At 72.5% G+C, this 19591-nt stretch carries 24 protein-coding genes; 11 read left to right on the top strand and 13 right to left on the bottom strand.

What is annotated here, in order from left to right; genetic code table 11:
* Window positions 1–87 precede the first annotated feature (87 nt).
* From DEJ49_RS08350 to DEJ49_RS08335, 4 genes are all read right to left on the bottom strand, one after another.
* Window positions 88–627 carry a DUF3574 domain-containing protein gene (locus DEJ49_RS08350; RefSeq protein WP_150183530.1) on the bottom strand — a complete coding sequence of 180 codons (540 nt, stop codon included), beginning with the start codon at window positions 625–627 and terminating at the stop codon, window positions 88–90.
* A 50-nt stretch (window positions 628–677) separates the two neighbouring features.
* Window positions 678–1394 (bottom strand): 2'-5' RNA ligase family protein, encoded by a 717-nt coding sequence (locus DEJ49_RS08345; RefSeq protein WP_150183529.1) that lies wholly within the window; start codon window positions 1392–1394, stop codon window positions 678–680.
* Window positions 1391–1981, bottom strand: a complete 591-nt coding sequence (locus DEJ49_RS08340; protein ID WP_150183528.1) for an FABP family protein — start codon at window positions 1979–1981, stop codon at window positions 1391–1393. The genes DEJ49_RS08345 and DEJ49_RS08340 overlap by 4 nt, the downstream gene beginning before the upstream one ends.
* Before the next feature lie 151 nt (window positions 1982–2132).
* Entirely contained in the window at window positions 2133–3089 is a 957-nt protein-coding gene (locus DEJ49_RS08335) for an endonuclease/exonuclease/phosphatase family protein (protein ID WP_150183527.1), read from the bottom strand.
* A gap of 152 nt (window positions 3090–3241) precedes the next feature.
* On the opposite strand from DEJ49_RS08335, the gene DEJ49_RS08330 reads away from it, so the two are divergent.
* The 4 genes from DEJ49_RS08330 (at window position 3242) to DEJ49_RS08315 (ending at window position 7074) form a co-directional block, all read left to right on the top strand.
* Window positions 3242–4681 (top strand): amidohydrolase, encoded by a 1440-nt coding sequence (locus DEJ49_RS08330; protein ID WP_150183526.1) that lies wholly within the window; start codon window positions 3242–3244, stop codon window positions 4679–4681.
* Between the two features lie 23 nt (window positions 4682–4704).
* Window positions 4705–5910 carry a cytochrome P450 family protein gene (locus DEJ49_RS08325; protein ID WP_150183525.1) on the top strand — a complete coding sequence of 402 codons (1206 nt, stop codon included), beginning with the start codon at window positions 4705–4707 and terminating at the stop codon, window positions 5908–5910.
* 123 nt (window positions 5911–6033) lie between these two features.
* A complete protein-coding gene (locus DEJ49_RS08320; RefSeq protein WP_150183524.1) occupies window positions 6034–6717 on the top strand; it encodes a DUF899 domain-containing protein in 684 nt (227 codons plus the stop codon).
* A gap of 165 nt (window positions 6718–6882) precedes the next feature.
* Entirely contained in the window at window positions 6883–7074 is a 192-nt protein-coding gene (locus DEJ49_RS08315) for a hypothetical protein (protein WP_150188112.1), read from the top strand.
* A 132-nt stretch (window positions 7075–7206) separates the two neighbouring features.
* Here DEJ49_RS08315 and DEJ49_RS08310 read toward each other — a convergent pair whose 3' ends face one another.
* The gene (locus tag DEJ49_RS08310) at window positions 7207–7629 is read right to left on the bottom strand and encodes a hypothetical protein (RefSeq protein WP_223832770.1); all 423 of its coding nucleotides are present in this window, start codon (window positions 7627–7629) and stop codon (window positions 7207–7209) included.
* A 107-nt stretch (window positions 7630–7736) separates the two neighbouring features.
* Window positions 7737–8246: an ATP-binding protein gene (locus DEJ49_RS08305; protein ID WP_223832769.1), complete on the bottom strand. Its 510-nt coding sequence runs from the start codon at window positions 8244–8246 to the stop codon at window positions 7737–7739.
* Between the two features lie 158 nt (window positions 8247–8404).
* Between DEJ49_RS08305 and DEJ49_RS08300 the strand changes: the two genes are divergently transcribed.
* The 3 genes from DEJ49_RS08300 to DEJ49_RS08290 all read left to right on the top strand — a co-directional run bounded on the left by DEJ49_RS08300 (window position 8405) and on the right by DEJ49_RS08290 (window position 10431).
* The gene (locus DEJ49_RS08300; RefSeq protein ID WP_150183521.1) at window positions 8405–9265 is read left to right on the top strand and encodes a helix-turn-helix domain-containing protein; all 861 of its coding nucleotides are present in this window, start codon (window positions 8405–8407) and stop codon (window positions 9263–9265) included.
* 103 nt (window positions 9266–9368) lie between these two features.
* Window positions 9369–9584, top strand: coding sequence for a DUF397 domain-containing protein (locus tag DEJ49_RS08295; protein ID WP_223828681.1), 216 nt, complete (start codon window positions 9369–9371; stop codon window positions 9582–9584).
* 49 nt (window positions 9585–9633) lie between these two features.
* Window positions 9634–10431 carry an SAM-dependent methyltransferase gene (locus DEJ49_RS08290; protein ID WP_150183520.1) on the top strand — a complete coding sequence of 266 codons (798 nt, stop codon included), beginning with the start codon at window positions 9634–9636 and terminating at the stop codon, window positions 10429–10431.
* 39 nt (window positions 10432–10470) lie between these two features.
* Here DEJ49_RS08290 and DEJ49_RS08285 read toward each other — a convergent pair whose 3' ends face one another.
* Both DEJ49_RS08285 and DEJ49_RS08280 read right to left on the bottom strand, forming a co-directional pair.
* The gene (locus DEJ49_RS08285) at window positions 10471–10950 is read right to left on the bottom strand and encodes a DUF1772 domain-containing protein (protein ID WP_150183519.1); all 480 of its coding nucleotides are present in this window, start codon (window positions 10948–10950) and stop codon (window positions 10471–10473) included.
* Window positions 10951–11111: 161 nt separating this feature from the next.
* Complete coding sequence (locus tag DEJ49_RS08280; RefSeq protein ID WP_150183518.1) at window positions 11112–11795, bottom strand: DUF2293 domain-containing protein; 684 nt, start codon at window positions 11793–11795, stop codon at window positions 11112–11114.
* A gap of 88 nt (window positions 11796–11883) precedes the next feature.
* On the opposite strand from DEJ49_RS08280, the gene DEJ49_RS08275 reads away from it, so the two are divergent.
* Together DEJ49_RS08275 and DEJ49_RS08270 are read left to right on the top strand one after the other, a co-directional pair.
* The gene (locus DEJ49_RS08275; RefSeq protein ID WP_150183517.1) at window positions 11884–12525 is read left to right on the top strand and encodes a uridine kinase; all 642 of its coding nucleotides are present in this window, start codon (window positions 11884–11886) and stop codon (window positions 12523–12525) included.
* Window positions 12526–12651: 126 nt separating this feature from the next.
* Window positions 12652–13071, top strand: coding sequence for a CBS domain-containing protein (locus tag DEJ49_RS08270; protein WP_150183516.1), 420 nt, complete (start codon window positions 12652–12654; stop codon window positions 13069–13071).
* A 33-nt stretch (window positions 13072–13104) separates the two neighbouring features.
* Here the strand turns inward: DEJ49_RS08270 and DEJ49_RS08265 are convergent, their stop codons facing one another.
* A complete protein-coding gene (locus DEJ49_RS08265; protein ID WP_150183515.1) occupies window positions 13105–14250 on the bottom strand; it encodes a magnesium and cobalt transport protein CorA in 1146 nt (381 codons plus the stop codon).
* Between the two features lie 146 nt (window positions 14251–14396).
* Between DEJ49_RS08265 and DEJ49_RS08260 the strand changes: the two genes are divergently transcribed.
* Window positions 14397–15245, top strand: coding sequence for a methyltransferase domain-containing protein (locus tag DEJ49_RS08260; protein ID WP_150183514.1), 849 nt, complete (start codon window positions 14397–14399; stop codon window positions 15243–15245).
* 39 nt (window positions 15246–15284) lie between these two features.
* On the opposite strand, the gene DEJ49_RS08255 is transcribed toward DEJ49_RS08260, so the two are convergent.
* Complete coding sequence (locus tag DEJ49_RS08255) at window positions 15285–16214, bottom strand: carbohydrate kinase family protein (protein WP_223832768.1); 930 nt, start codon at window positions 16212–16214, stop codon at window positions 15285–15287.
* A 23-nt stretch (window positions 16215–16237) separates the two neighbouring features.
* Window positions 16238–17143, bottom strand: a complete 906-nt coding sequence (locus tag DEJ49_RS08250) for a pseudouridine-5'-phosphate glycosidase (RefSeq protein WP_150183513.1) — start codon at window positions 17141–17143, stop codon at window positions 16238–16240.
* 109 nt (window positions 17144–17252) lie between these two features.
* Between DEJ49_RS08250 and DEJ49_RS08245 the strand changes: the two genes are divergently transcribed.
* Window positions 17253–17618, top strand: a complete 366-nt coding sequence (locus tag DEJ49_RS08245) for a cupin domain-containing protein (RefSeq protein ID WP_150183512.1) — start codon at window positions 17253–17255, stop codon at window positions 17616–17618.
* Window positions 17619–17654: 36 nt separating this feature from the next.
* Here the strand turns inward: DEJ49_RS08245 and DEJ49_RS08240 are convergent, their stop codons facing one another.
* Together DEJ49_RS08240 and DEJ49_RS08235 are read right to left on the bottom strand one after the other, a co-directional pair.
* Window positions 17655–18917: an MFS transporter gene (locus DEJ49_RS08240; RefSeq protein ID WP_150183511.1), complete on the bottom strand. Its 1263-nt coding sequence runs from the start codon at window positions 18915–18917 to the stop codon at window positions 17655–17657.
* Between the two features lie 60 nt (window positions 18918–18977).
* Window positions 18978–19535: a methylated-DNA--[protein]-cysteine S-methyltransferase gene (locus DEJ49_RS08235; protein WP_150183510.1), complete on the bottom strand. Its 558-nt coding sequence runs from the start codon at window positions 19533–19535 to the stop codon at window positions 18978–18980.
* Window positions 19536–19591 lie beyond the last annotated feature (56 nt).

Genomic DNA, 19591 nt, shown 5'->3' with positions numbered 1-19591 from the left:
GATGGTGCGCCAGCGAATTACGCCCGGGAGGGAGGCGATGGGGGGCGTTGGGAGGCATTGGAGGCGTTGGAGGGATCCCCGACGTCCTCAGAAGTCCACCCGGGTCCGCTCGTCCAGCCGCGCCACCGAGTCCTGCGCGAACTTCTTCTCGTAGTCGCTGCGGATCTCCTCGATCTGGACGTCCCGCTTGCGGTTCTCGGTCGTCGGATACAGCAGGATCAGCTCGTACGAACGCTCGCGTTCGATCCTGCCGTTGGAGTCGCGCCACTGCCCGCGCCCGTTCTGGATGGTCAGCCCGTCGGGGAAGCCCGGCGTGACCTCCTTGTCGACGAAGGCCATGAACTGCTTGTCCGTCACGGCGGGCCCGCCGTCGGGGCGTTCCGTGCCGAAGAAGAGCCGCGTCTCGGTGTACGGCTTGCCGCGGGCGACGGTCGACGCGGCGGCTGTCGACGAGGAAGACGAGGAAGAAGAGGAAGGCGAGGAAGAAGAGGAAGGCGAGGAAGACGTGGACTTCGTGTCGTCGTCCAGAGAGGCGTAGGCGGCAGGCGCGCCGACGGCCAGCACGGCGGTCGCCGCGGCGGCCACGGCGAGGCGGGTACCGGAGAGGCGGGGGAAGGTGAGGGCCATGGCGGCAAACCGTAGCGGAGCCGGGCGCGCCTGATGCCCATCTTCCTGCGTTATGGCCTGTTTGGCCCTCCGTAGGTTTCACGCGGGCGTGACACTCGCCCCGTTCCCAGCCGGTACGTCTTGAGGTCCCGCCAGCCCTTCCCCGGGCCGTCCGTCACGATCAGGTGGACGGTGTCCACGTGGCTCGTCAGGGGGAGGGACGGGGCGAGCCGGGACTGCAGGGTGTCGTAGGCCGCTTCGCAGGTGTCCGGGCCCTCGTCGTTCGCCAGGGTGAGGTGGGGGGCCAGGGGTGGGATGAAGATGCCGCGGTAGGGGAGCGCTTCCGGCCAGCGGTCCGTGAGGGACCGGGTCAGGGCGCTCACGGGGGTCTCCGGGGTCGGGGCGAGGTACAGGACGCCCGGGTAGCGGCGGAACTCGTCGAACGTGAGGGTGAAAGCGGGGTGGGCGGCGAAGAGGTCCGTCAGGTCGGCGTGGGTGGTTGAGGTGAAGCGGGACGCGTTGAGGAACGGGTAGAGCACCGTCACGTGGGCGGGGAAACCGGCTCGTACCAGCGGGTTCGCCTCGGGGACGCGGATCGTCAGGGCCGTGTCGCCGGGGAGGTCGGGCCAGCCGCGCGGGTCCGCCGCTCCGGCCTCTGCCGGTTCCGGCTCCGTCTGCGTCTGCGTCTCCGGCTCCGGTTCCGGCGATGCTTGCGCCGGCGCTACCGCCTCCGGTGCCTCGGCCGCCTCCTCCGCCGCTTCCTCGCGTTCGCGTGTCCCCGTGCTCACCGCGTGCGGCGCAGGCGTGCCGAGAGGTGGTGCTGCAGCGGCTGGTCCACCGCCGCCATGTCGTGGGTGAAGGTCAGCGTGCCGTCGTCGGTCAGCGTGTAGCGGCGGCGGGTCGCCGTGACGTCCTTGGCGGTGGGAGTGAGCGCCACGTCGTGCGTGGCGAGGTCGACCGTGCCCTCCGCCGCATGGCCGACCGCGATCTCCGCGATGCCGGTGGGCTGGGTGACCAGCGCCTCCACGCGGCCGTCGGGCTGCAGCCGCCACCAGCCGCTTTCCCGCGCCGCGGGCCGCAGCGGGGCGTCGTCGGCGTCGAGCAGCCAGGCCCTGGCCTCGTACCGGAGGAAGGGCCGGCCGTCGTGGCTGAACGTCACCTCCTGCGCGTACGTGAAGTCCGCGGGCAGCGTCGGGTACTCGCCCCGGCCCCGGCCGCGCCACCGGCCCAGCAGCCCGAGCACGGGCGTGAGCAGCGCGTGCGGGGCGGGCGCCGCCTCGGGGTCGCCGCTGTGGCTCTCGGCGTAGGGGTAGGGGGAAGCAGACGGGGACGCGGACGGGGACGCGGATCCGTGCTCCGGCGCGGGATCGAACACGTGGGGCTCCTGGGGGCGGGCGAGCAGTGGGGTCGTTGGTGTGGTGCTGGGCGAAGCCTAGGGCTTCCCTCGCTGCTCGACCTCAACCCACCTGCCCCGCTACCCCGAACCCCCTTACGGGCCGCGCCCCCTAGGGCCCTGACCCCCCGCCCTACGGCTGAATCCGTATCCACACCGGCGCGTGATCCGACCCCGACGCCTCCCTCCGTACCGCCGGATCCCCGTCCTCCACCGACGGCAGCGCGCTCGCCGCGGCGCCGGGCGCGCCCGTGCCCGCGCCGCGGACCTGGTCCATCAGGCCGCGGCTCACCAGCACGTGGTCGATGAGTTCGCGGCGGCCCGCGTGGATGCGGGAGAAGCGCTGGTCGGCCGGGATCAACGGCGCGACGTTCCACAGCCGTGCGGCGTCACCCTTGTCCGGGCGGTCGAAGCCCGGCGTGCCGATCTCGGAGCCGGGCGGGCCCACCAGGATCTGCGTCGTCGCGGCCCCGACCTCGTCGTTGAGGTCCCCGAGCACGGCGACCCCGTGCTCCCGGCCGTCGCCCCGCAGCCGCTGATCGGCGACGGCACGGACCGCGGTCGCCTCGGCCGCCCGGCGGTACAAGGCGTACGCGCCGTACCGCGCGCGCTCGCCCTCGTCGTGCGGGAAGAAGCGCCCGCCGGGGTACGACAGCAGCTTCGACTTGAGGTGGCACACGACCGCGTCGAAGAAGAACGCCCGCGTCGACACCGTCACCGCGAGGACGCCTCGCCCGGCCCGCGCCGTCGTCCGGCCCGAGTCGTCGACCTGTACCGGCCGCACCTGCTCGGGCAGTCCGGCCTCGTCGGCGACGACGAAGACGGGGAGGCTGGTGAGGAAGCCGACCCGGATGCCCCGGTCGTCCGCGTGCTGCGACAGCGTGACGTGCCAGGTGCCCTCCAGCAGGCCCGCCAGATCCTCGAGCGCCGCCGGGTCGCCGACCTCCTGCACCCCGAGGACGCTCGGCCGCAACGCGGTGATCGTCGCCGCGAGCGAGGCCAGCTTCGCCTCGTACGCGGCCTTGTCCTTGGGGCCGAACGGCGCGCCGGGGCGGTAGAGGTTCTCCAGGTTCCACGTGCCGATGATCATCGCCGACTCCCTCGTCCGACTGCCCGGTCCGACCGGTTGGTCCGACTGCCTGGTCCGTGTCCCCTCGGCCGATCGGCGGGTAGGGCCAGCGTGCCCGCGAAACCGTCCCCGCGACAGGGCTGCCGGATGCGCACTCGCACTACCTTGAAAAGATGACGCCGCCTCCCGCGCCCGGACCCGCAGGACTCACCCCGCAAGGCCCCGTCGACGGCGAAGGCCCCGAAGGTCCCGCCGATCTCGTCATCACCGGCTGCACCGCGCTCACCCACGACCCGCAGGGGCGGATCGTCTTCGTCGAGGACGCGACGATCGCCGTACGGGACGGAATCATCGCTTCGGTCACAGCAGCCGCCCCCGGCCCTGAGCGCGGCCCCACCCCCACCCCGCACACCCACATCGACGGCCGCGGCACCCTCGCCCTCCCCGGCCTCATCAACTGCCACACCCACACACCGATGGTCGCCCTGCGCGGGCTCGCCGAGGATCTGCCGGCACACGCGTGGTTCAACGACTGGATTTGGCCCGTCGAGTCCAACCTCACCGAGCGCGTCGTCGGGCTCGGCGCGCGGCTCGCCTGTGCCGAGATGATCCGCGGCGGCGTCACCATCTTCGCCGACCACTACTTCGCGATGGACGAGGTCGCCGCCGCCACCGACGAGAGCGGCCTGCGCGCCGTCCTCGGCCAGGCCTACTTCAGCACGCAGGGCCCCGAAGGCCGCGCCGCCTCCCTCGACTTCGCGCTCCGGCAGCGCGGCGCGGCCGACGGGCGCATCACCACCTGCCTCGCCCCGCACGCCCCCTACACCGTCGACGGGCCCGACCTCGCCGCCACCGCCGAACTCGCGCGGCAGCACGGCCTCCTGGTCCACATCCACGCCGCCGAGAACCAGGAGCAGACCGCCAACAGCCTGGCCCGCCACGGCCGCACCCCCATCGAGATCCTGGAACGGGCCGGGCTCCTCGACACCGACGTGCTCCTCGCCCACGTCACCGGCCTCGACACCGCCCGCGACCTGCCCGTCCTGCGCCGGGCCGCTAAGCGCTCCGGAGGCCGCGTCGCCGTCGCCTCCGCGCCCCGCGGCTATCTGAAGTTCGGCTGGGACACGACACCCGTACGGGCCCTGCGCGAAGCGGGCGTCCCGGTCGGCCTGGCCACCGACGGCGCCGCGTCCAACAACACCCTCGACGTATGGGAGTCCATGACGCTCACCGCCCTCGTCCAGAAGTCCGTGGAGCGCGACCCGACCTGGCTCACCGCCCGCCAGGCCCTCGACCACGCCACGCTGCAGAGCGCGCGGGCCGTCGGACTGGGCGACGAGATCGGCAGTCTCACCGCCGGGCGCCGGGCCGACCTCGTCCTCGTCGACATGACGGGTCCGCACACCCAGCCCGTGCACGACCTCGCGGCCACGCTCGTGCACAGCGCGCGCTCCGGCGACGTACGGACGACGATCGTGGCCGGACGAGTACTGATGCGCGACCGCGAATTGCTGACCCTCGATGTGCCGGACATCGTCGGCGAGTTGAGCGGTCTGCTGCCCGAACTCGTCGACCGCAGTCACGGGAAGCGGATCCAGGAGTACGAAGGGTAAAGCGGCTGCCTAAGGTGGGACGCATGGCGACGAGCACTCAAGACCGAGACCAATACCAGGACCCCGCCCACGGGATCGTCGACGACCCCTACGCCACGTACGCGCGGCTCCGCGACACCGCCCCCGTGCACCGCACCGTCGGCACCGACGGCAGGCCCGCCTGGCTCGTCACCCGGTACGACGACGTCCGCGAGGCCCTCGCGAACCCGCTGCTCTCGCTCGACAAGAGCCATGCCCTGCCCGGCGGTTACCGCGGCCTCGCCCTGCCGCCCGCCCTCGACGCGAACCTCCTCAACATGGACCCGCCGGACCACACCCGCATCCGGAGCCTGGTCGGCCGTGCCTTCACCCGGCGCCGCGTCGAACAGTTGCGCGTCCCCATCCGGCGTACCGCCGACGCACTCCTCGACGCCGTCGAGCCGCTCGGCCACGCAGACCTCGTCGCCGCGTACGCCGCGCCGCTGCCCATCACCGTCATCTGCGACCTCCTCGGCGTGCCGGACGACGGCCGACGCGACTTCCGCGAGTGGACCGACGCCCTCCTGTCACCCGACCCCGCCCACCCGGAGAAGGCGAAGCACGCCGTCGTCGCCCTGCTCGGCTTCTTCACCGGGCTCCTCGCCGACAAGCGGCGGCACCCTGCCGACGACCTCCTCTCCGACCTGGTCGCGGTCCGGGACGCGGGGGACCGGCTGAGCGAGGACGAGCTGATGTCGCTCGCCTTCCTCATCCTCTTCGCCGGGTACGAGAACACCGTCCACCTCATCGGCAACGCCGCCCTCGCACTCCTCGACCACCCGGAACAGTTCGCCGCGCTGCGCGACGACCCCGGCCGACTCCCCGCCGCCGTCGAGGAGTTCCAGCGCTACGACGGACCCGCGCCCCTCGCCATCCGCCGCTTCCCCGTGGAGGACATCACGATCGCGGGCGTCACCGTGCCCGCGGGCGAGACCGTGCTGCTCTCGCTCGGCTCCGCCAACCGCGACCCCGGCCGTTTCCCCGACCCGGACCGCCTCGACCTCGACCGTGCCACGGCCGGACACGTCGCCCTCGGCCACGGCATCCACCACTGCCTCGGCGCGCCTCTCGCCCGGCTGGAGACCGAGATCGCGGTCGGCGCCCTCGTCGAGCGCTTCCCGCGCCTCGCCCTCGCCGTTCCCAGGGACGAGATCCGGTGGCGTCCGTCGATGCGTTCCAGGGGGCTGCGGGAACTCCCCGTGACGTTCTGAAAGTTCTCCGGAACTTCTTCGCCCGCGAGCGATGAGTTCCGCGAAGCCCGCCGGTCCACCCTTCGCAGACGTATCGAAGCCGTATCGAGGACGTACGCGCCCGACGGGTGGAGGAGACACACCATGGGACTTCCGGACATCGTCACGCGCGAGGAGTGGCTCACCGCGCGTGCGGAGCTGCTGGCCAAGGAGAAGGCCGCCACGCGCGCGCGTGACGCGCTCAACGCCGAGCGGCGCGGCCTGCCGATGGTCGAGGTCGACAAGGAGTACTACTTCGACGGTTACGACGGGAAAGCGACCCTGCTCGACCTCTTCGACGGCAGGGACCAACTGATCGTCTACCACTTCATGTTCGCCCCGGAGTGGGACGCGGGCTGCCGAAGCTGCTCAGGTTTCCTCGACCAGATCGGGCACCTCGCGCACCTGCGGGCCCGCAACACGAACTTCGTCGCCGTGTCCCGCGCGCCGTTCACCAAGCTGCTGACGTTCAAGGCCCGCATGGGCTGGACCGTGCCCTGGTATTCGACGAACGGCGGCGACTTCAACTACGACTTCCTCGCGTCCTCGACCGAGGAGCCGCACGACGTGCCCGCGATCAACTGCTTCCTGCGGTACGGCGACCGGATCTTCCACACGTACGCGACGTTCGCCCGCGGCCTGGACGGCATCGGCTCCACCACGAGCCTCCTCGACCTCACCGCGCTCGGCCGGCAGGAGGAGTGGGAGCGACCCGCGGGCCGCGCGTCGGTGTTCGGGGCGCCGGCGGGCAGCGCACGGGTCCGGTACCACGACGAGTACGACGACTGAGCGGTGACCGGGCCGTCCCCCCGGGGAGAACCCTGGGAAATGCCCCGACTCCGTCTCGATTCCGTCACGTCGCGCATCCATGGGACCGTCCCACGCGTTCTCTTCGATACGGCGCACGCAACGACGGCGCGCGCGACGGAACGACGACGGGGGACAGGGATCATGATGAACGGACGAGTGGTACTGGAACGCTTTCCCGCGGGCGGACCGCGCGGCTCGTGGCCCGCGGAGGAGTTCGCACGGAACCGACGGCAGGAGGGCCAGCCCGCCGAGGTCGTCATGGACCTCGCGTCGGACGCCTTCCTGGTGATCGTGCGCGCACCGAACGAAACCAAGACGATGGCACCGGCCGCCTAGACCCACCCAGGGACGCACCCCTTCAAGCGCCGAGCAAGCAGGCCCACCCAGGGGCGCGGGGAACTGCGCGACAAGCCCCCACGCACCCGCAGACGTGCGACGCCCCCCCCAGCCGCCCCGAACCCGGCGGAGCTACACCGTGAGGGCCCGGGACCACCCCGGCACCGTCCCCGTGACCCGGCACAGCGCCAGATACAACGGAATCGGCGGCGTATAGGGAACGTCGTCCGCAGGACGGTTGATGAGCACCGGACGACAGTCCGCGTCCCGCACCACCGCCCCCGCCGAGTACGCGACCGGCGCCGGCCACTCCATCGCCACGTCGGAGTCCGCCGGCACGATCCACCACCACCGCGCCCCGTCCTCGTACACACACCCCACCCGGGGCAGCCGGGACATCAGTCCGGGGCCCAGGGCCGCGGGCACCGTCACCGCGTCGCAGCCGAGCGGCTCGGTCATCCCCTCGGGCAGGTCGAGCCGCAGGGGCCGCGGTGCCGGTCGTCTCCCGGCGCGCTGCCGCCGTCGCGACAGACGGACCAAGGTGTTCAAGTCCAACGGCCGCACCGTACCCGCGCTCACATGCCCCCCGCCCGTGCCACTGCCTCCGCAGCCACTGTCACTGCCCCTGCAACTGCCACGCTCGATCGTTCCGTTCCGTGCCTCTACGCGTACGCCGCCGCTGTCGTCGTCACCGACGGCGCCGTCCGCCGCAACTCCGCCCACACCGTGCGCCCGATATCGGGCCCCGCTTCGTGGACGCCCCACGCGCTGCTCACCGCGTCGACGAGAAGCAATCCCCTCCCGTGCTCATCGTCGGCCCCCCTGTGCACCGGGCGCGGCATCCCTGAACCGCAGCCTTCGTCACGTACGGCTATGCGCAGCTTCTCCGAATCCGCGCAGAGCTCGCAGATGATCCGCCGGCTCGCGGTGTGCACCACGGCATTGGTGACCAGTTCGGAGATAACGAGTGCCGCCGCGTCGCAGGCGTCGTCGTCGCGCACCGACCACCCGTCCAGCTGCGTCCGCATCAGGCGTCTGGCCTGTGCGACGGAGCCCGGACGAGGTGCGAGGGCGAAACTGACGCATACCTCGGCGCCCTCGGGCCACGCCTCGGCGAGATCGCCAGGACGGCCTTCGGTGGCTTCGGTTCGTAACGGCGCGGGCGGAGTCACGCTCTCCACTATCGCCCCGCCCCGAACACCTTGGCAAGACCCACTCTGAAAAGTGCACAGTGGCGTGTTCCTCCGAGACGGCGCATGGCACACTGCTCGCTACAGCTCGCGGTGCGGTGTGAGTTGAGGCAACGCGGAGTCAGGTGGAGGTAGGAGACGTGAGCGAACCGCGGTCCGCGCCGACCGTCGGCCAGGTCGTTCTCGGTCGTCGCCTGCAGGACCTGCGCGAGGGCGCGGGTCTGAAACGCGAGGAAGCGGCGAAGATCCTGCGCGTCGCCCCCGCCACCGTCCGGCGGATGGAGACGGCCGAGGTCGCGCTGAAGATCCCGTACCTCCAGCTGCTCCTGAAGTCGTACGGAGTCGCGGACGACGAGGCCGACGCCTTCGTCATGCTCGCCGAAGAGGCCAACAAGCCCGGCTGGTGGCAGCGGTTCCACGACATCCTGCCGAACTGGTTCAGCATGTACGTCAGCCTGGAGGGGGCCGCGAGCCTCATCAGGTCGTACGAACCCCACTTCGTGCCGGGACTCCTGCAGACCGAGGAGTACGCGCGAGCGGTGATGCGCTCCGGCGCGATCGGCCAGACCCGGCCCGCGGACATCGAGCGGTACGTGGCGCTCCGGATGGAGCGTCAGGCGCTGCTCACCCGTGAGGACGCGCCCCGCCTGTGGGTGGTGATGGACGAGACCGCGCTGCGCAGGCCCGTCGGCGACGCGGACCTGATGCGGGACCAGGTCGACCGGCTCCTCGAAGCCGCCGAACTGCCCCACGTCACCCTGCAGGTCGCGACCTTCGCGGCGGGCCCGCATCCCGGCACGTTCGGACCGTTCGTGCTCTTCCGCTTCGCCATGGCGGAACTGCCCGACATGGTCTACAGCGAGTACCTGACCGGCGCCGTCTACCTCGACGCGCGCACAGAGGTGGCCACCCACCTGGAGGTCATGGACCGCATGGCGGCGCAGGCCGCCACCGCACAACGCACGAAGGAGTTCCTCCGGGACCTCCGCAAGGAGCTGTGACATGGACCGACACCGATCCGGAACGCGCCCTGCCGGTCCGCGTTCACCCGGGGCCCGCGACGACTCGCGCAGTGAGATCAGGGAGTCCCGGATCTACAACGGCATGCCCGCCCGCGACCTGGGCACCGAGGGCTGGCACAAGCCCTGGAGCGGCGGCAACGGCGGCAACTGCCTGGAAGCCATGAAGCTGGACGACGGGCGCGTCGCCGTGCGCCAGTCCGCCGACCCCGACGGTCCCGCGCTCATCTACACCCACGGGGAGATCAACGCGTTCATCCAGGGCGCGAAGGCCGGCGAGGCGGACTTCCTGCTGTCGTAGCCGCGGTACGTCTCCGGGTCCCCGCCGTCGTCGCCCTCTTGGAGTTCGCATGACCGACTCGTCGTACATCGACACCAGCAAGCCGCACCCCGCACGGATGTACGACTGGTTCCTCGGGGGCAAGGACAACTACCCCGTGGACGAGGAGATGGGCCGGCAGCTCGTCGCGATGGACGGGCGGGTCCTGACGACGGCGCGGGCCAACCGCGCGTTCATGCAGCGCGCCACCCGGTGGCTCGCCTCCCAGGGCGTGCGGCAGTTCCTCGACATCGGCACCGGCATACCGACCGAGCCGAACCTCCACCAGATCGCCCAGGGAATCGCCCCCGAGTCCCGGATCGTCTACTGCGACAACGACCCCATCGTCCTCGCCCACGCGGAGGCGCTGCTGCGCTCGACGCCGCAGGGCGTCACCGAGTACATCCAGGCGGACTTCCGCGAGCCGGAGAGAATCCTGGCAGAGGCCGCGAAGGTCCTCGACCTCGAACGGCCCGTCGCCCTGTGCCTCGTCGCGCTGCTGCACTTCATCGCGGACGAGGACGGCGCGTACGACCTGGTGGACCGGCTGATGCGGGCGCTGCCCGCCGGCAGCCACCTGATGCTGTCGCACGGCACGTCCGACTTCACCCCGGAGACGGCGAAACAGGCCGGCGAGCTGTACAAGGCGCGCGGGATGACGCTGGCGCTGCGCACGCAGGCCGAGGTGGAACGCTTCTTCGAGGGGTACGAGCTGGTGGCGCCCGGCGTGGCGGTGCTCGACCGCTGGAAGCCGGAACTGGGCGAGTGGACACCGGAGTCGGCGGACGGCCCCACGCCGGGGTACGGAGCGGTGGCGCGCAAGCCCTGACGCGCGTCCTCTTCGCGGCGACCGGTCACCGGTCGCCGGTCAGGTCAGGGCCAGGATGAAGGCCGCCGTCGCGGCGAGCGACGCGCCGGTGCGGACGTGGTTCCACACGGTCCACTCACGGACGTACGTACGCCAGTACGCGGCGCCTTCCGCGCTGTCCGGGTCCACCTTCGCGAGGGCGTCGTTGCGCGGAACGTTCGCCACGACGGTCACCCCGAACGAGCCGACGACGTAGAGCGCGCTGCCGAGCAGCAGCTCGACGGTGCCCTCGTCGGGCCAGAGCACGAACGTCACCACGGCCAGCACCACGCACAGCCCCGTCGCGCCGAGGAATATCGCCATGAAGGCCGGGGCGACCGCGGCGACGTTGACGCGGTTCATCGCGGCGATGCCCTGCGCCGGTGGCAGCGCGGCGAGACCCTTCATCACGAAGGTCGAGAACGCGGCGAAGACCCCGGCGGCGAGGCCGCAGGCGAGCGCCCCGAGCACGGTGAGCACGAAGTACGGTCCGTCGATCATGACAACTCCCGTGAGGCCTGCGGCGGTTGCGCCGGATGGTGGGCGGGGCGAGTGATCCTCCAGGGCTTCACCCCGTCACCACAAGTCAATTGCCGCAGCTCTTCGAAGGCCATACGCGATGCTCGCGGCCGCATGCGCCGTCGTCTCCCACCGAGCGTGTGTCACGGTGCGCGCCACGCGCGCAGGGTCGAATCCACCGCGGCGGCTATCCGGCGGCGTGCCTCCCCGCGGGGCACTCCGCTCATCAGCAGCTGGTCGTAGGGCGTTGCCGTGTGGCGCACCGCCGCCGTGACCGCCGCCGTCACCGCCCCCTTCGACAGGGCCCGCCCCGCCGCGCTCCGCCCCACCCGGCCGCTGCCCCGCACCGACGCGTGCGCGGCGATGGCGCGGGCGCGGTCCAGGGGGCAGCCGGGGAAGAGCCGGTGGATCTCCGCGGCGAACGCCTCCGTGAACCGCACGTCCTCCGCGGCCCGGCGCGCCGCGTCCCGGACCCGGCGCCGTGCCCGCGCCTCCGCGTCCGCGAGGCAGCGCTGCTCGGCGCGGGCGAGCGCCGCCTCCTCGACGAGGACGCCCTGCCGCTCGTACCGCCCGCGGCGCCGGTGGAACCGGACGACCACCGCCGCGAGCCCGCTGCCCTCACGGGCCCGCCGGGTCAGCGCGGTGTCGCCGCGCGGCAGGTACACGAGGTGCCCGAGGTCGGCACAGTCCAGGCAGCGCGGTCCGCCGCCCTCCAGGGTGAGCAGCGTGAGCGGTCCGACGCCGCACTCCGCGCAGTGCCGCCGCTTCAGGGGCTGGATGACCAGGGGCCCGGCGGGGGCCGCGGACGTGTCGGGTGGGCCTGCCATGCCCTGTTCATCCCCGGGGCCGCTCCCTGCGAAGCGGCACCGCTCCCCGCGAAGCCGTGCCTCCGCCCCCGCGCGGCATCATGGGCCCGTGCGACTCGAACCGATCACCTGGGAACGACTGGCCGACACACTCGCCGACCGGCTGCTCGACCTGAAGCCGGCCGACGGAGGCTCCTGGCCGCGCGTCGCCGTGGACGGGGCGCCGGCCGACGGCGCGGGCGGCACCGGCGAGCTGGCGCACCGGGTGGCCGACGCGCTGCGGCTGCGGGGCCGGAGCGCCCTCGTGGTCGGTACGGAGGGCTTCCTGCGACCCGCGTCGCTGCGCTTCGAGTACGGCCACGAGGACGTGGAGGCGTACTACAGCGGGTGGTTCGACACCGGCGCCCTGTGGCGCGAGGTCTTCGGGCCGCTCGACCCCGGCGGCACGGGGCAGGTCCTGCCCGACCTGTGGGACCCGGTGGCCGACCGGGCGACCCGGAGCCCGTACGTAAGGCTGCCGCCCGGCGGCGTCCTGTTGCTGCACGGTCCGCTGCTCCTCGGCCACTGGTTCCCGTTCGACCTGACCCTGCACGTGCGGCTCTCGCCCGGCGCCCTGGCGCGGCGCACGCCGGAGGGCGAGCGGTGGACGCTGCCCGCTTTCGAGCGGTACGAGTCGGAGGTCGACCCCGCGGCGACCGCCGATGTGGTCGTACGCGCGGACGACCCGCGGCATCCGGCGTGGAGGAGATGACGTGGAGGGGATGACAGCACGACTCCGGATGCGTGACGATCCGCCCGCCGGGACAATGGACGGTGCCGGGACCAGGCGCGCCCTCGCGTCGCCGCTCCGGACACCGCCCGGCAACGGGAGGCAGTGATGACCACCGCCGGAGACATCATGCACCGGGGTGCCCAGTGGATCCCGAAGCACGAGACCCTGGACCGCGCCGCGCAGCTGATGAGGGAACTCGACGTGGGGGCCCTGCCCATCAGCGACGAGAACGAACGGCTCTGCGGCATCCTCACCGACCGCGACATCGTCGTCGGCTGTGTGGCGATGGGACACGACCCGTCCAAGATCACCGCGGGCGAGATGGCCAAGGGCACCCCGCGCTGGATCGATGCGGGCGCCGGTGTCGACGAGGTCCTGCGGGAGATGCAGGGCCACCGGATCCGCAGGCTGCCGGTGATCGAGAACAAGCGGCTCGTCGGCATGATCAGCGAGGCCGACCTGGCCGTCCACCTCACCGACGACCAGCTCGCGGGCTGGGTCGAGAGCGTGTACGCCAAGGGGTGACGTCGGCGGATCTGCCGGGCAAGGGGGTCCGGCTCAGAGCCAGCCGTTCCTCCGGAAACCGCGGTACAGCGCCACACACGCCACCACGATCAACGACATGGCCAGCGGATAGCCGAACCGCCAGTGCAGCTCCGGCATGTGGTCGAAGTTCATGCCGTACATGCCGCACACCATGGTCGGCACCGCGATGACGGCCGCCCATGCGGTGATCTTCCGCATGTCCTCGTTCTGTGCGACCGTCACCTGGGCCAGGTGCGCCTGGAGGATCGAGTTGAGCAACTCGTCGAAGGCGGCGATCTGTTCGGTGGCCCGCTTCAGGTGGTCGTCGACGTCCCGGAAGTACGCCTGTATCTCCGGGGCGATGACGCGCATCGGCTGGGTGGCGAGCACCTGGAGCGGGCGGCCGAGCGGCACCACCGCCCGCTTCAGTTCCAGGAGTTCGCGCTTGAGCTGGTAGATGCGGCCGGGGTCGGTCCGGGCGCCGTCCGGGGCGAACACGTCGGTCTCGACCTGGTCGATGTCCGACTGCACGGCGTCCGTCGCCGCGAGATAGTCGTCCACCACGTGGTCCGCGAGGGCGTGCAGTACGGCCGCCGGGCCCTGGGCGAGCTGCTCGGGCGAGGCTTCGAGCTCCTCGCGCATCGGCCCGAGCGAGCCGTGCCGGCCGTGCCGGACCGTGATGACGAAGTCCCGGCCGACGAAGACCATGATCTCGCCGGTGTCCACCACCTCGCTGGTCGCGGTCAGTTCGGTGTGCTCCACGTAGCAGACCGTCTTGAAGACGGCGAACAGCGTCTGGTCGTACCGCTCCACCTTCGGGCGCTGGTGGGCGTGGACCGCGTCCTCGACGGCCAGGGGGTGCAGGCCGAAGAGGTCGGCGATGTCGGCGAACTCGTCCTCCGTCGGCTCGTGCAGACCCAGCCAGACGAAGCCGTCACCGGTCTTGCGGATGCGCTCCACCGACTCGACCAGGTCGCGGCCGGGCGGCTGGCGCACCCCTTCCCGGTACGTCACGCAGTTCACCACCGACGAGCCCAGCGGGGAACGGGCCGGGTGGCTCAAATCGACCCGTGTGCCGCGGCGGGCCAGCCGCGCGACCTTCCGGAGACCGCCGACCCCGCGCAGGCCGCCGACCTTGCGCAGGCCGGTCACCTTGCGCAGATTGCCTGCCATCGACATGTGGGCTCCTCGCACCGACGATTTGGCGTGCCAGTCTGCCAGTACGGTCCGACGGCACGCCAAGGCCTGGGGGAACGGAGGACTCCGTTCCGTGTTGTCCGGTTCTGCCTCCCGGGAGGAAGCGGGACAACTGGGATGATCTCGGCATGACGCGAATCGACGGTCATCTCCTCGACCCCCGGCAGTACGCAGGCCCCCGTCAGCTCTCCGACCACCGTCAGCTCTCCGACTCCCGGTCGTCCGGGGCGCGGTCGTGCTCCGACGCCTTCGCCGCGCTCTTCGACGCCACGACCTTCGGGCACGTGGAACGCCTCGGCATCGGGCCGGGCTGGCGCTGCTGGGAGGTCGGGGCGGGCGGTACGTCCGTGATCTCCTGGCTCGCCAAGCGGGTCGGGCCCACGGGGCGGGTCCTCGCGACCGACATCGACATCTCCTGGCAGACGCGGGCCGCGCGCTCGCCGCTGGAGGTGCGGATCCACGACATCGCGGCCGACCCGCCGCCCGTCGGCGGCTTCGACCTCGTGCACGCGCGGCTCGTCCTCGCCGATGTGTCCGACCGGGAGCGGGCGCTGGCGTCGATGCTCAGGGCGCTGCGGCCCGGCGGCAGACTCCTCATCGAGGAGCCGGACTTCGCGCTCCAGCCGCTGGCCTGCCCCGACGAGCACGGTCCCGCCCAGGAGGCGGCGAACCGGCTGCGCCGCGGGGTGCACGCACTCCGCACGGAGCGGGGCACGGACCTCGCGTACGGCCGCCGGCTGCCCCGCCTCCTGCGCGACGCGGGGCTGCGCCAGGTGGCGTCCGACGTGTACTTCCCGCTGGCCTCCCCGGCCGCCGCGGCCCTCGAAACGGCCACGCTCCAGCACCTGCGCCCGGACCTCACCGCGGCGGGCCTGGCCACACCCGAGGACATCGACCACCACCTGTCGACGACGGCAACAGGAGCCTTGGACCTGACGACGGCACCGCTGGTCTCGGCCTGGGGGAGGAAGGCGTAGGAGAGCGCGGGGACGGGCGCCCTACGTGATGGCTCCGGGTTACGCCGCCGTCGCCGGGTCCGGGGGTCTGCCGCCGGTCAGTTCCACCGCTCGGGCCCCCGCCTCGCATCCCTGAGACACCGCTTCGCGCAGGTCCGCGCCGGTCAGGCGGGCGGCCAGGAACGCGCCGGTGAAGGCGTCGCCCGCGCCCGTCGTGTCGCGGGCCCGCGCGGGGGGTGCGGGTACGCGGTGCGGGAGTTCGCCGTTCCGGGCCACCAGGGCTCCCTCCGCGCCCAGTTTGACGACCACCGTCGGGAACTGGTGGCTCAGCTTGGCTGCCGCGTCCTCCGGGTCGGGCAGGCCCGTGAGCAGTTCCGCCTCGTCCCGGCTGGGGAGCAGGACCGCCACTCCGTCCACCGCCGACAGGAACCGTTCAGGCCCCGTCTCCGCGAGGAACCCCGCCGACGCGGGATCCACGCTCACCGGCACTCCACGCGCGTGGGCGCCCGACAGTGCCGCGCGGGCCGCCGCCCGACTCGGTTCCGCGAAGAACAGGTAGCCCGAGAGGTGCAAGAGGGCCACGCCGTCGAGGTCCCGGGGCGACCAGTCGGCGGGGGAGAGGCGCAGCGCGGCACCGCTGTCCGTGAGGAACGTCCGCTCCGCCGCGGCGCCCCCGTCCACCAGACAGATCACCGTCCCCGTCGGCGCCTCCGCGTCGACGACGAGCCGGGACCGTACGCCCGCGCGCGTGAGAGCCGCCTCGTGCCAGGCCGCCGAGTCGGCGCCGACCCGGCCGATGAGCCGTACGTCGGGACAGCCCCGATACGCGGCCCAGCACGCCACGTTGGCGCCCGCGCCACCCGGCACGGTGCGGATGGCCGCGACCGTATCGGTGCCCGGCGCGAGCGGTGCACGGTGCCGGGCCACAATGTCGGTGACGACGTCCCCGACGACCAACAACGCACCCGAGCCCACCCCACCACCCTCCACGCCCGACACCCCGGCCCCCGCGCTCAACGCTCCGCCCAGGCCGTCGCCACCCGCCCCGCGAGGCGCACGTTGCCGCGGACCGCCGCGAGGTTTGCCTCCAGTGACGCGCCCCCGGTGCGCCGCACCAACTCGCCGAGCAGGAACGGCGTGATCGCCTGCCCCGTGATGCCCTGCTCCTCGCACGCCGCCAGCGCCTCGGCGAGCACGCGCGCGTGGAGCGCGGGATCGAGCTGCTCGGCGCGCGGCACCGGATTGGCCACGATGAGCGCCGAATCGGGGCCGCCGAGCGCGTCCTGGGCCCGTATCACCTCGGCGACCTCGCCGGGCGTGCGCAGCGTCCAGTCCACCGGGTGCCCGGAGTCGGCGAGATAGAAGCCCGGGAAGCGGTCGGTCCCGTACCCCGCCACGGCGACACCCAGCGTCTCCAGGCGTTCCAGCGTCGCCCCGACGTCCAGGATCGACTTCACGCCCGCGCACACCACCGCGATCCGCGTGCGGGCGAGCAGCCCCGGGTCCGCCGACTCGTCCTGCGACTGGGACCACTCCCGGTGCACCCCGCCGAGCCCGCCCGTGGCGAACACGCGCACGCCCGCACGTGCGGCGAGCAGCGCCGTCGCCGACACCGTCGTGGCCCCGCTCGCGGCCGTCGCGACGGCGAGGGGCAGGTCGCGGTGGCCCAGCTTGCGGATGCCGTCGTCGTTTGCGATGCGCTGGAGCTGATCCTTGGTCAGGCCGACGCGCGGCACCCCGTCCAGTACGGCGATCGTCGCGGGTACGGCACCCTCGTCCCGTACGACCGCTTCGAGCTCCTCGGCCACCTGGAGATTGCGCGGCCGCGGCAGGCCGTGCGCGATGATCGTGGACTCCAGGGCCACCACGGGACGGCGCTCCGCGACCGCCCTCCGCACCTCTTCGGACACCACCAGCACGGGCCTGCCTCCTGCCTGTCGGGTCTCCTCCTCATCCCTGGCGGGCGGTGCCTCCCGTCAAACCCCCGCTGCCGAGGGTCCGCCGGGCCCCGGGCTAGGGTGACCGGCCATGACCACGAATGATCAGACTGTTCCGTCTTTTGCCGTGCACATTCCGGATGTCGAGCTGGAGGTCGAGCCGCTCGATCCGGCGCAGATCGTCTCCGGAGACCCGGTGGTGACCGGCAAGGTGCTGTGGGAGTCCGCCGACGGCAAGCAGCTGCGCGGCATCTGGCAGATCACGCCGGGCGTGGTCACCGACACCGAGGCCAACGAACTCTTCGTGGTCGTCAGCGGCCGCGCCACCGTCGCGGTCGAGGGCGGCGACACCCTGGAGATCGGCCCGGGCGACGCGGCCGTGCTGCGCGAGGGCGACCGCACCACGTGGACGGTGCACGAGACGCTGCGCAAGGCGTACCACATCACGCTCCCGTGACCCCGTCTCACGCCCGCCCCGCACCGTGCCCGGAGCTCACGCCTTCTTGAGAGCCCGCCGCACGGCGAGCGCGGCCATCGGCAGCAGCACGCAGACGCCGATCAGGTTGAGCCAGCCGTAACCGGCGCGCGCGACGATCAGACCCGCGGCGGCGCCGCCGATGCCCGCCGCCGCGTTCATCGTCAGGTCCGAGAGCCCCTGCACGGCCGCCCGCGCGGGCGGCGGCACCGAGTCGGTGAGCAGCGCCGAGCCGGAGACCAGGCCCGCGGACCAGCCGAGGCCCAGCAGGAAGAGCCCGGCGGCGGTCTGGCCGTGGCTGGGCCCCGCCGTGCCGGCGAGCAGCGCGGCGCAGCACAGCAGCCCCACCGCGAGTCCGATCACGGAGAGCCTGCCGAACCGGTCGGCGAGCCACCCCATCACCGGCGAGAACGCGTACATGCCCGCGATGTGGCCGCTGATGACCAGGCCGACCAGCTGCAGGCTCGCCCCGTGGTGCCCCAGGTCGACCGGGGTCATCACCATGATCGAGACCATCACGGTGTGCGAGGCGGCCACCGTGACGAGGGCGAGACGTGCCATCGGCGATGCGGCCACCGCGGCGATGCCGGCCTTCAGCGAGCGGCTCTGCGCGGTCCCGCTCTCCTGGGGCGCCAGCGCGCGGGCCGTGAGCAGCGGATCGGGGCGCAGCAGCACCGCCACCATTACGGCGGCTGCCGCGAAGATCCCGGCGGCGAAGAGGAAGGGTCCCGCCTCCTCGGGGATCGAGGTGTCGGTGAAGACCCGGCTCGCGGGCGCGGAGATGTTCGGCCCGAGGACGGAGCCGACCGTCGTGGCCCAGATGACGTGCGAGATGGCCCGCCCGCGCCGGTCGGGCTCCACGAGGTCGGCCGCGGCGAACCGTGCCTGCAGCGTCGCCAGCGAGCCCGCGCCGTAGGCCGCCATGCCGAGCAGCAGCAGCGGGAAGCTCTCGGCGACCGAGGCGAGCACGACGAGTCCCGCGCCCAGCGCGCCGATCACATAGGCGAGGACGAGTCCTGCGCGGCGTCCGCGCGCGTTCATCAGTGCGGCGAGCGGCAGCGAGAGGACGGCCGTGCCCGCAACGGAGGCCGTCGGCGCGAGGCCGGACAGCGCCTCCGTCCCGCTCACGTCGGCGGCCAGCATCGGGGCCAGGGCGATGCCGATCGGCACCCCCAGACCTCCCAGGATCTGACTGGCGATCAGTACCGCGTTCGTGCGGCGCCGCAGGGCGGCGAGCGCCTCCGGGCCGGGTATGTCAGGGGCGTCGACGGTCGAAGTCACTGACGCAGTCTGCCAGGGCGTTCGCACGCCCGAAACAGAGAACCGTCGGCCAGGCCGCGGTCAGAACAGTGGCTGGGGAAGCACCCCTTCCAGGGCGAGCAGCTGCCGTTTGGTCTCCAGACCGCCCCCGAAACCCCCGATCCCGCCGTCGCTCTCCACCACACGGTGGCACGGCACCACGACCGGCAGCGGATTGGCGCCCATGGCGAGTCCCACGGCCTGGGCCGCGCCCGGACTGCCGACGCGGCGGGCGAGGTCCCCATAGCCCACCACCGCGCCGTACGGCACGCCGGTCGCGAGTTCGCGCAGCACCTGCCGGTTGAAGCCCGTGACCAGGGACCAGTCGAGCGGCAGCTCGAAGTCGTGCCGCTCGCCCGCGAAGTACTCCCCGAGCCGGCGTATCGCCTCGGCGAGCAGCGGTGAGTCCGGCGCGAGGACCGGCTCGGCGCCCAGGCGGGAGCCGAGCCGGTCCAGGGTCTTCTCGCGCACGGCCTCCGTGGCGTGGAAACCCACGGTGACCAGTCCCTCGCCGGTCGCGGCGAGCAGCAGCGGTCCGATGTCGCTGTCGACGACGGTCCACACGGCGGCCGTACGCCGGTCCTGCGCAGTGGCGTTCATGACGACACCGTACGACCGCCCACTGACAACGCCGTCAGTCGCCGACGGGCGGCGCG

It is taken from the genome of Streptomyces venezuelae, from assembly GCF_008642335.1.
Classification (GTDB): Bacteria; Actinomycetota; Actinomycetes; order Streptomycetales; family Streptomycetaceae; genus Streptomyces; species Streptomyces venezuelae_F.
Note: the sequence above shows the minus strand (reverse complement) of the source record. Positions and strands in the feature narration are given on the sequence as shown.